This window comes from Frankia sp. Cppng1_Ct_nod, from assembly GCF_920656135.1.
GTDB lineage: Bacteria > Actinomycetota > Actinomycetes > Frankiales > Frankiaceae > Protofrankia > Protofrankia meridionalis.
The window spans coordinates 60,667-71,247 of record NZ_CAKKTK010000016.1 but is presented as its reverse complement, the minus strand read 5'-3'; the positions used below and the strand labels follow the sequence as shown (position 1 = coordinate 71,247).

10 protein-coding genes, 1 tRNA gene and 1 riboswitch are annotated in these 10,581 nt (G+C 65.4%); of the genes, 6 read left to right on the top strand and 5 right to left on the bottom strand.

The window, feature by feature from the left end; genetic code table 11:
• The coding region (locus NBW77_RS07430) for a pyridoxal phosphate-dependent decarboxylase family protein (RefSeq protein ID WP_250279482.1) at nt 1–1,374 on the top strand (1,374 nt) is incomplete at its 5' end.
• 31 nt (nt 1,375–1,405) lie between these two features.
• Here the strand turns inward: NBW77_RS07430 and NBW77_RS07425 are convergent.
• The 3 genes from NBW77_RS07425 to NBW77_RS07415 all read right to left on the bottom strand — a co-directional run bounded on the left by NBW77_RS07425 (nt 1,406) and on the right by NBW77_RS07415 (nt 2,609).
• Nucleotides 1,406–1,492, bottom strand: a tRNA-Ser gene (locus tag NBW77_RS07425).
• A 147-nt stretch (nt 1,493–1,639) separates the two neighbouring features.
• Nucleotides 1,640–2,077 carry a nucleoside deaminase gene (locus NBW77_RS07420; protein ID WP_131749238.1) on the bottom strand — a complete coding sequence of 146 codons (438 nt, stop codon included), beginning with the start codon at nt 2,075–2,077 and terminating at the stop codon, nt 1,640–1,642.
• Between the two features lie 46 nt (nt 2,078–2,123).
• Entirely contained in the window at nt 2,124–2,609 is a 486-nt protein-coding gene (locus NBW77_RS07415) for a tRNA adenosine deaminase-associated protein (protein ID WP_131749199.1), read from the bottom strand.
• A 301-nt stretch (nt 2,610–2,910) separates the two neighbouring features.
• On the opposite strand from NBW77_RS07415, the gene NBW77_RS07410 reads away from it, so the two are divergent.
• From NBW77_RS07410 to NBW77_RS07400, 3 genes are all read left to right on the top strand, one after another.
• Nucleotides 2,911–3,243: a M23 family metallopeptidase gene (locus NBW77_RS07410; protein ID WP_165486337.1), complete on the top strand. Its 333-nt coding sequence runs from the start codon at nt 2,911–2,913 to the stop codon at nt 3,241–3,243.
• A gap of 95 nt (nt 3,244–3,338) precedes the next feature.
• On the top strand, nt 3,339–4,604 hold the full coding sequence (locus NBW77_RS07405) for a MurT ligase domain-containing protein (protein WP_131749195.1): 1,266 nt from the start codon (nt 3,339–3,341) through the stop codon (nt 4,602–4,604).
• A gap of 13 nt (nt 4,605–4,617) precedes the next feature.
• On the top strand, nt 4,618–5,373 hold the full coding sequence (locus NBW77_RS07400; RefSeq protein WP_131749193.1) for a type 1 glutamine amidotransferase: 756 nt from the start codon (nt 4,618–4,620) through the stop codon (nt 5,371–5,373).
• Here NBW77_RS07400 and NBW77_RS07395 read toward each other — a convergent pair.
• On the bottom strand, nt 5,365–5,907 hold the full coding sequence (locus NBW77_RS07395) for a MarR family winged helix-turn-helix transcriptional regulator (protein ID WP_250279481.1): 543 nt from the start codon (nt 5,905–5,907) through the stop codon (nt 5,365–5,367). The genes NBW77_RS07400 and NBW77_RS07395 overlap by 9 nt on opposite strands.
• A gap of 362 nt (nt 5,908–6,269) precedes the next feature.
• Here NBW77_RS07395 and NBW77_RS07390 point away from each other — a divergent pair, with 362 nt between their 5' ends.
• On the top strand, nt 6,270–6,935 hold the full coding sequence (locus NBW77_RS07390) for an alpha/beta hydrolase family protein (protein WP_250279480.1): 666 nt from the start codon (nt 6,270–6,272) through the stop codon (nt 6,933–6,935).
• 502 nt (nt 6,936–7,437) lie between these two features.
• On the opposite strand, the gene NBW77_RS07385 is transcribed toward NBW77_RS07390, so the two are convergent.
• Entirely contained in the window at nt 7,438–8,607 is a 1,170-nt protein-coding gene (locus tag NBW77_RS07385; protein WP_207387217.1) for a C40 family peptidase, read from the bottom strand.
• A gap of 20 nt (nt 8,608–8,627) precedes the next feature.
• Nucleotides 8,628–8,803: riboswitch (cyclic di-AMP (ydaO/yuaA leader) on the bottom strand.
• A 606-nt stretch (nt 8,804–9,409) separates the two neighbouring features.
• Here NBW77_RS07385 and NBW77_RS07380 point away from each other — a divergent pair.
• Nucleotides 9,410–10,567: a 4-hydroxybenzoate 3-monooxygenase gene (locus NBW77_RS07380; RefSeq protein ID WP_165486336.1), complete on the top strand. Its 1,158-nt coding sequence runs from the start codon at nt 9,410–9,412 to the stop codon at nt 10,565–10,567.
• Nucleotides 10,568–10,581: the final 14 nt, after the last annotated feature.

The following is a 10,581-nucleotide window of genomic DNA, read 5'->3' as shown; positions in this document are numbered from 1 at the left end:
GTGCACCGCTATGACGTGGAAAGCGATATTCTGGCCCAGGCTATAGTTGACTATGCGCGGGACAGGCTGCGTCTCGACCCTGTTCCATTGGACGGGTCCCGGTCATGGGCAGACCTTACCGCCGCGGTGGGTGAAATGATTACCCCGGACGGTCTGGGGGGTGTCGAGGTGCTCGGGATTTTCGACAAGCTCCTCTCCAGAGCGTGCATTTCGGTCGACCATCCGCGCAATCTGTCGTTCATCCCGGCGGCTCCCACCAAGGCGGCAGCCCTTTTCGACCTTGTTGTCGGGGCGTCATCGGTATACGCGGGAAGTTGGCTTGAGGGTGCCGGGGCCGTCTACGCGGAGAACCAGGCACTGCGCTGGTTGTCCGACCTGGCCGGCTTTCCGCCCGAGGCCGGCGGCGTCTTCGTTCAGGGTGGAACGCTTGGGAACCTTTCCGCCCTGGTCGCGGCCAGACACACGATGCAGTCCCGGCGCACCGTGGCGGGTCGAGGCGCAGAGCCCACGCGGTGGCGGGTCGCCTGCGGCTCCGATGCGCATTCCTCCGTCCAGGCCGCCACCCGGGTCATGGGCGTCGACGTCCTGGTCGTGCCGGTGGGTGCAGACGGGCGGCTCACCGGGGCTGCGCTGGCCAGGGCTCTGGACGCGGCTGACACCGACATCCGCGACAGCGTCTTCGCCGTTGTGGCGACGGCCGGTACCACACAGTTCGGTATTGTCGACGACATCCGAGGGATCGTTGACGTCGCCCACGAACGGGGTATCTGGGCGCACATCGACGGTGCCTATGGTCTGGCCGCGCTCGCGGCGGAATCGGTCCGACATCTTTTCGACGGTGTCGCAGCGGCCGACTCCTTCATTGTCGACCCGCACAAATGGCTGTTCGCACCCTTCGACGCCTGTGCGCTGATTTACCGGGACCCGGCGCTGGCGCGTTCCGCGCATGCTCAGAAGGCAGGCTATCTCGAGGTTCTCGAATCCCCGGACGCCTGGAATCCCGCGGACTATGCGATCGGGCTTTCGCGACGTGCGCGCGGCCTGCCCTTCTGGTTTTCACTTGCCGCACACGGTACCCGCGCCTACAGTGCGGCTGTTGAAAAGTCGTTGGCCACCGCGCAGGCTGCGGCCGATCAGATCAGGGCATTGCCCTACGTAGAACTGGTGCGTGATCCGCAGCTTTCCGTAGTTGTTCTGCGTCGTCTGAACTGGGCACCGGAAAACTACTACGAGTGGACGGACAAGCTGCTTCAGGCGGGTTTCGCGTTTGTCACCCCGACCGTTCACGAGGGGGAGACCGTGACACGGTTCGCGATCGTCAACCCGTGTACCGAGACGGCTGACATCGCGGCGATCCTGGCGACCATGGCCTGATCAGGTTGAACCTGATCAGGCTCGGTCCGAGCGGTGGAGGTGGGATTTGAACCCACGGAGGGGTTGCCCCCTCACACGCTTTCGAGGCGTGCGCCCTCGGCCACTAGGCGACTCCACCGCGGGCTAGCTTACTTGATGCTGTGGCCATCCCGGTCGGCGCGTGCCTGTAGCGGGCACTTCTGTTGTCCGGGCCGGTTCCTACCACTTCGGTCGTGGTCTGGCCGTCGGTGCACCGTCACTGTCCGCCGGGTCACCCGTCGTCGTGTCACCGGCTTCGGCGGGCGGCGAAGAAGTCCGCGAGCAGGCCTGAGCACTCCGGCTCGCGCACACCCGCGATCACTTCGGGGCGATGCTCCAGTCGACGGTCGCGGACTACGTCCCACAGCGACCCGACCGCGCCGGCCTTGGGGTCGTAGGCGCCATAGACGAGGTGGGCGACACGGGCGAGGAGCAGCGCGCCGGCGCACATGGTGCACGGCTCCAGGGTGACGACCAGGGTTGTCCCGGACAGCAGCCAGGACCCGCTCCGCGCCGCGGCGGCCCGCAGCGCGACCACTTCGGCGTGGGCGGTCGGATCCTGATCGGCTTCGCGGGCGTTCCGGCCTCGACCGATGATCCTCCCGGCCGCGTCCGCGACGACGGCCCCGACCGGGACGTCCCCGGTCGTCAGGGCTTTTTCGGCCTCCTTCAGCGCCGCGCCCATCAGGTTGGTGAGGACGAAGGGGTCAGCGCCGGGGACGGCCGTCACCTCAGTTCCCGATCTCGTCCAGAATGTCCGCGCAGCCGGCCCGCTCGCTGATCGCGGACGCGACGTCCGCTGGTAGCAGGCCCTCTTCGGTGATCAGCTCGACCAGCGCGTCCGCGTCCGTGCCGATGTCGGCAAGCAGCTCGATGTCCCCGGCCGGTGCCGCGCTCAGCGGCGTGTCGTCGGTTTCGTCTTCGATGTCCGTGCTGCTCGGCACGGCCAGTGCGCCAGCGAACAACCGGTCGGCCAGGGGTGAAGAGGACAGCACCCGATGGTCCGACAGGAACACCCGTGGATCACCGGTGTCGCCGTCCACGCGGACGATACCCAGGTACTCTTCGTCCTCCTCGACAAAGGTGACGACGAGTTCCGCGGAGATGTCGCGCATCAGATCCGCGAGCGCATCAAGGTCTTCGACCTCGTCGAGGTCGATCTCGTGAGCGCTCCAGCGTCCATGCTCGCGGCCGATGGCATTGGCTCTCTGGGTCACCGAACCCTCCCACGTTCTCGTATCGCGTCCATACCCAACTCCGTGCATCTGTTCGGTGATTCCGCGGCCCTGCTGTCGCCGGCCGGACGACGTTGATCCGTGCCGCCGCACCGAAGTGCCGTATGCAGTTATCCACAGATTCGCAGTCCGGTCCACGGGTGGTGGCCAGTTCGACCACGGTGGCCGTCCGGACCTGTCACGTCGCTTCGCCGCTGCCGCCGGCTGACCCGGTCCGCCCGGCGCGGCTGAATCGGGCTGGAGGACGCCGACGAACGGGACGATCTCCCGGGGGTTCAACCCGGTGTCAGGCTCCGGGCGTCATCTCGGACTGGACATCGCCGCCTCGCTCGGTGTCCCCATCAGGGCCGCGACTGTCGGGTACGTCCCCTACGCCGGGCCGGCGTCCGGTTTCGGGAATGAGATCACCCTCCAGCACGGTGACGGTGTTGAGACTGTTTACGGCCATATGCGTGTCCTCGCCGTTCGCGGCGGAGCGGTCGTCGCAGGGCAGCAGATCGCCCTGGTCGGCAACGAGGGCCATTCCACCGGTCCCCATCTGCACTTCGAGGTGCATGTCAACGACAGTCCGGTAGACCCGTTGGCATGGCTACGCAGCCGCGGCGTCCCGATCTGATCCGATCTCCGTCTGCCGTGTGCACGCCACTCCTGATGGACATGCACCGGGGTATCGGTAACCGGCGGGGTGAGCCGTGGCACGCTGATGAGGCGATGACCACACCATTCCCGCGCCGCTTCTCCGCCCGCACCCGTGCCGCCCTCGCTGTGGAGAAGCTCGCGTCCTCGGCATCCCGCCGGCTGGGACGCGGATCCGGCGAGATGATCGGCGGCAAGCTCGCGCTGCAGGTTTCCCCACAGATCCTCACAGAGGTCGCGGCCGGACGGCTCGCGGCCTGTGTCAGCGGAACCAACGGCAAGACCACCACCACCCGGCTGTTGGCCCGTGCCCTGGGCACTCTCGGTCCGGTGAAGAGCAACAGCGGTGGCGCCAACATGGCGCCGGGCGTACTCGCGGCCCTGTCCAGGCCACCCTATGACGCAACCGCAGCGCTTGAAGTGGACGAGATCTGGCTACCGAAGGTGGCCCGGGCGATCCACCCCCGCGCGGTCCTGCTCCTCAACATCAGTCGTGATCAGCTCGACCGGTCGAACGAGACCCGCAGGATTGCGAGTCTCTGGCGTGAGCTCGGCGCCGAGCTGCCTGATGCCACCGCGGTTGCCAACGTCGACGACCCGTTGGTCGTCTGGGCCGCGTCCGGCTGGTCGAACCAGATCTGGGTGTCGGTCGGGCAGAACTGGACCGCCGACGCGATGGTGTGCCCTCAGTGCGCCAACCTGCTGCACCGCAACCCCACCGGGTGGTGGTGCAGCTGCGGTCTGGCGCGTCCCGAACCGATCGTCGCGGTCACCGGACCATCCGAGATCCTGTGGTTCGGTCGTCTGATCACGGCGTCCATCGACCTGCCCGGACGGGTGAATCTCGGTAACGCGGCTATGGCCGCGGCCACCGCCAGGCTGTTCGGGGTCGAGGTCGAGGACGCACTTGCCGCGATGACCGGACTCGGTGACGTCCAGGGCCGTTACCAGGAGGTTCCACTCGGCGCGAACGGAGTGCACGGTCGGCTCCTGCTTGCCAAGAACCCTGCGGGCTGGGTGGAGATGATGGAACTGCTCAACACCACACCGGCGCGGCCGGTCATCATCGACTTTAACTCGCAGACCGCCGACGGCCGTGATCCCTCCTGGATCTGGGATGTCCCGTTCGAACGGCTGGCGGGCCGAACGGTGCTGGTCACCGGTGGGCGCAAGGAGGACATGAGCGTCCGGTTGGCATATGCCGAGGTCCCCCACACGGTGCACCCCGACGCCGAAACCGCGGCGGCTACGGTCCACGAGACAATTGTTGATGTTGTTGCGAACTACACCGCCTTCCGCGACATCCTGGGGCGTGTCGCCCCGATGAGGACGACCACATGATGAGGACGCTCACGTGACCGGAGAGTCGGGAACCCGCATCGCCCTGATCTACCCGGAGCTGCTGGGGACATATGGCGACGGTGGCAATGCGATCGTCCTGGCGCAGCGGTTGCGCTGGCGCGGTCTGCCGGTCGAGGTGGTCGAGATCCCAGCGGGTGAATCGGTACCAGGTAGCTGCGACATCTACCTTCTCGGCGGTGGGGAGGACGAACCGCAGGTACTGGCCGCCGAGGGTCTTCGCAAGAACAACGCGATCGCGTGGGCTGTTACCGAAGGTGCCGTCGTTCTTGCCGTCTGCGCTGGATATCAGGTGATCGGGACGTCGTTCCCCGCTGGTGACGGCAAGATCCACGATGGGCTGGGTCTGGTGGATGTGGAGACGCGCCGCTCGTTCGATTCCTCGGAGCAGCCGCTGCCGCCCCGTGCGGTCGGAGACATCGTCGTCGAACCGGCGCCCGAGCTACGGCTGCCGGTTCTGCTCGGCTACGAGAACCACGCAGGGCGCACCCGACGACTGCCCGACGGACAGGGGATGCCGCTTGGCCTGGTCCGAAAAGGTATCGGTAACGGCACTCCGGACCAGACCGACGGCATCGTCGACCGGCATGTGATCGGTACCTATCTGCATGGTCCGGTGCTCGCGCAGAACCCCGCCCTCGCTGATCTGCTGCTGTCCTGGGTGCATGGCCCGCTGCCCGCGCTGGTCGGTCCGGTGGAGACGGAGGTGTTGCGCAGAACGCGTATGCGCGCACTCGAGGTATCAGCCTGAGCTCAGGTCCTGTTCCACGGCTACCGCGTAGGCACCCGGCGCGGGACACGTCGCGTGCGGTGGGAGAAGACGTGCGTGGTCGCGTTGGGCTATCGCGGTGTTGAGACGGCCGAGCAGGATGCCGAAGCTGCGGCGTTCGTCCCTGGCCCACGAATCCACCAGGTTGCTGAGGGTCGTCACCCGCGCTGATCTGGTGGCGAGGTAGCGGTCCCGGCCGTGTGAGCTCAGCGTCACCAAACTGGCACGTCGGTCGGTGGGATCGGTCGCACGCTCGACAAGCCCGGCAGTGGCGAGCGCGGCAACCTGCCGGCTCACCGTGGAGATGTCGAGAGCGAACATCGTGCCGAGTGTGGTGAGCCGGACGGGTCCGTGGTCATGGAGATGACCCAGGAGCAGGTAGGCGGAACGGTCCAGGACCGTTCCGGACTCGTCTGCGATGGCCATCCGGAACCGTTCTGCCCGGCGGCCGAGAACGGACAGCTCGTATTCGATCTTCTCTAGCGCCTGATCATCGAGTTCATAGTCATAATTCACGTCGGCCTCATCCCTGCCCCGAGTGGGCTGCTTGTCGCGTCCTGGGCTTCTGCTGGGCGCCCGAGGACGGGATTGTCCGGCTCGTGACGCTCGGGCGGTGCATCCACCTGGATTCTCGTGGATACACCACTTGGACGAACGAGGCGATTCGCGGGTATGCAATGCGTCGACCCCGGTGCCTTGCCCCGAAGTCCGGACCCGGTTGTGGAAGCGAGCCTGGGCCGGCGTGTGGGCGGGGTGGAGGTGAGCCTGGGCCGCAGCGTGGGCCGCAGTGTGGGCGGGATCCGACGGAGTGCTCGACTCGGGCATGCCATGAGCCGAATCTGTCGAATCGATGGCTCCTGGTGTGGTTCGGTTGTGTCGTGGTATCGAATCCGCTGAAGACCGGGAAAGAGCTGTGGGCCAAGAACCGTCGACGAGTACTGATCATCGGGGCCGTGGTCGTGGTCGCCTTGGTCTACGTGGCCCACTTGAACAAGCCGCGTACCGAACGTGCCAAGATTCCGAAGGGCTACGTCTCCGAGGGGCGGGAGCTTGAGGTGCACGCCAAGGCCAGACCCGACAAGCCACTACCTCTGGTCCTTGTTCTGCACGATGACATCAACATCAATAATGCGGCGGCGATCGAGAAGGTCACCAAGGCATCGAAGCTGGCGGACCTCAAGGACTTCGCCGTGGTGTACCCGGAGGCTCTGGCCAGTACCTGGCAGGTGGACGACCCGCGGCGTATCGACATGCAGTACCTGCGGGACGTCGTCCAGTATGTCGCGAAGGAGCGGTCACGCATCGACCTCTCCCGGGTCTACATCTGGGGTCTCGGGGAGGGGGGAAGCGCTGCTCTCGCTGCCGCCTGCGAAGCGCCCGCACCAGGGCAGAAACCGCTGTTCGCCGCGGTCGGTGTGGTGGGCACGGTCAAGGAACCGCCGAGCTGCCCATCTCAGGTCCAACGCCGGTCCGTCAACGGGATGAACTGGGACGAGAACACAACTCGTCAGCTGTGGGACTTCTCCGAGGCGCTTCACCTGTGACGCAGTTCACCTGCGACGGAGTGTCCCGAACGTAGCGTCCCGCCGGCCGGCTGTGTCGGGGGGGTGGCACGGCCGGCCGACGGGAGCTCATGACTCCCGCCGGCCGGCCGCACTGTGGGGGGGGGTTCAGTACGGCCGGCCGACGGAAGCCGGTGTTCCGCCAGGCATTCCGAGCTGGGGGGGTTGGCTCGGTCCGACCAGCGGAAGTCTTCGGACCCGATGAGGGTTCTGGGTCGACGAAAATATCCCTTGGGGCCTCCGGTCGCGCGAAAAGATTCATGGTCGCGTGACTTTTGGCCGCTATGGAGTTGACGAGCAGGAGCAAGACATCAGGTAATCGTGTTGGGTGCCGCCAGGTCGGTGTTGATCCCGACAACATCGACCTGGCGACGAGGTTCACGCACAACCGGAGGGGGAGGCCGCGCGTGAACCCGCTTGTGGTTTTCTTCAGGGAATGGCAGCCGCTGCGTCAGGGAGCGTAGCGATCACCGGAATCGACGGACTAGCTGACGCGCCCGACCGAGTAGGACGTGGTCCAGATGCTCTCAAGCTTGACGACATCACCGGATTTCGGGGCGACCCATATCATGCCGTCACCAGCGTAGATACCCTCATGGTAGATGTTGCCTGGCTCACCGAAGAAGATCAGATCACCGATCTGCTTGTTGTACTGCGATATACGGGTCGTCGCGGCGTACTGCTCCTCGGCGGTGCGGGGAAGGCTGCGTCCCAGCTGCTTGAAGACATACTGGACCAGGCCGGAACAGTCGAAGGAGTAAGGGCCTTCCGCGCCGTAAACATAGGGCTTACCGGCTTGCTGCGATGCCAGATACACAGCCCGCTGGCCGAGCGAGCTTGCGGTCGCGTCTGTTGTACCCGCTGAAGCCGAATTTGTTGACGTGGTATCCGGTACCTGAAGTGCTGAACGGACTGTCGACCGGGACGCCTGCGCCGGCAGCGCCGGTGTTGGATCCGGAATCACGGTCATAGTACCAACATTTGCCGAGTGCGCTGACCGCAGGGCGTCCGTTCCGTCGAAGACGGCGGTGATCTGCGTCGTGGTCAGGACTTTTGCCGTGTAACTGGCGAAGCCCTGGTCATTCGTGTAGAGGTGCTTGAAGGTCGCCCAACCATCCGGCAGCTTGACCTGGACCTTGATGAGCTGGTTGGCCAGCGGTGTGTGGGTCTGCTCGTCCTGGAGCGAGAACCCCATCTCCACGGGCTGGTCAGCCCGCACTGAAACGTCCGGGTTGGTGACTTTCAGCGCGACATCGCTCTTGGGATGCAGTTCAGTCTGGTCGATCACATGACTCGTGATCGAAGCGGGACCCGTGGCGCCCGCCGAATTGATCACCGATGTTCGGAGGTTGGCGAGTGAAGCCTGGCTTCCGAACTGTGATCCTAGCGTGACAGGGGAGCTGACCGTAGCCTCATCCATACCTGAGTCGGTCGGGGCGCAGCCCGCAAGGGCGACACCTGACACGGCCACTGTACCAGTGGTCATCGCGGCGACCGCTGCTCGGGCCTTCACGCGACTTGCTCCTGACTGTGGAGCGGGCGCGCGGTGCCGGCCACGGGCTGGACGTGCTGGTGATTCGACTCGCGGTCGGCGGGACGGCGACTGGGCCGTCTGCGACGACGAACGTGACCATGTTGCCGGATCAAGCTGCACATCAGGCGCAGACAAGGTTGTGATCCTTCCCGTTCGCCTACGAGGTGAGCTGTCGGGTTCGGGCTGGGCTGCCCGGCGCGTCGCGCGACCTTCGCGCGGCGTACTTCACCCCGAGGACGGCACCGGGGATCGGTGTCGTCCGGTGGAGGATGGGTCCCCCGCTCCTGCCCTGGTGACGACTCGGAGGGGACACCAGGACCGCGGGCAGGATTCGGCGTTCGGTCCGGTGTTGTCGTGACGTCGGCGCGAGACTAGTTCAAAAGGATGGTGCCCGTAAACACTAGTCCATCACAACTACGGCGAGTACCTGCGGAAGTGCCCATCCTGGCTCCTTCCATCCTCCGCACCGACCGGTTCGCCGCCGTACTTGACCTGCTTGTTCGCGGGACTCGTTACTTGGCAGGCTTGCCGTGTTCCGTGACCCACGGGATACGAGGCATGACATTACGCCATAGCGGCGACAGTCGGTCGGCGGGGGGTACTCGAGTGCTCATGGCGATTACTCGGCGACGTGGAGTAGTGGGTTTTGCCCTGCTCGATGATCTTTCGTACCGATAATGCCTGAGAGATCATCGTTTCTGGTGAAATTGTCGGAAGTTGAACATCCGGGGGGCGGGCATCGTATTCTGACCGTGGTTAATTCATTCGTTTACGTGATCGAAGTGCTATGACACGTCTTCGTCGGCTGTTTAGTGATCTCTGAGGGGGCTCTCGCATGACGGGATCGTCACCGGACGGTCGCCCGCTGCCCAGTCCGGGCGGGTCTGGACGCCAGTCGGGTCCGCAGGTTACGGATGTCATCGTGATCGGCGCCGGTGTCGCAGGTCTCGTGACCGCGGTTGTCCTGGCGCGTCAGGGTATCGATACGCTGGTCCTCGAACGCGCCAGCCGGGCGGATGTGGAAAGCCGCTCACGCGCGGGGTTGCTCGGGCCGGGAGCGGTAGAGGTGCTTGAGCGTCACGGGCTCGCCGAGGGCCTACGAGCCGCGGGCGCCCCCCACCGCAACTGTGAGTTCAGGCATCGTCGCCAGGCGTTTGTCGTTGAGTACGCTCAGTACGTAGACGGGCGTCATCACATGGTCTACCCCCAACAGAAGCTCGTCGCGGACCTGGTCTTGGCCTACCTTGCGGCGGGTGGCACCATCGAGTTCAGTGTTAGGGATGTCACACTCGATGGACTGACGTCCGACCGTCCCACTGTCGCGTTCGTCACTGCGAACGGCGAGGGGCGAACCGCGAAAAGCCGGTTCATCGCGGGCTGTGACGGCCATCATGGGGTCTCCCGTGCCTCCATCCCCTGGGAGGCACTCCGCTGCACCCAGCAATATGAAAGTCCGTGGGCATGGCTTGCGGTGCTCGCCGGGGTAGCCCCGTCCACCGATAAGATCATCTATGGGGTCAGTCCACAGGGGTTCGCGGGCCACATGCTGCGCGACCACCAGACGAGCCGCTTCTACCTTCAGGTGGAAGCCGGAACCGACGCCGCGCAGTGGCCCGCCGATCGGATCTGGGAGGAACTGCAAGCGCGGCTTGCCGTGGACGAGGACTGGGAACTGGCGGAGGGACCTTTGCTGGAACCACCAAGCGTGGTCGCGATGGACTCCGCCTTCTACGAACCGATGCGTTTCGGGCGTCTCCTGCTGGCTGGGGACGCCTCGCGGCGGGTGCCGCCGGCGGCTGCCAAGGGTGCCGGACTTGCCATAGCCGACGGCGAGACACTGGGGCTTGCGGTGGCTGCGGCCCTTCACGACTTGGACGAACGGCCGCTGGATGCGTACTCCGATGTCTGTCAGCGCAGGGCCTGGCTGTCCCAGGAGGCGTCCACCAAACTTCTGCACATGGTGCATGTCGAGTTCTCCGACCCGTTCGCGCAGCGGTTGCAGGACGTCCGACTCGACCGACTCCGGACATCACCGGCTGCCGCGGCCGATTTTGCAGAACACTACGTATCCCCCGTGTAACACCTTCGGCGTGA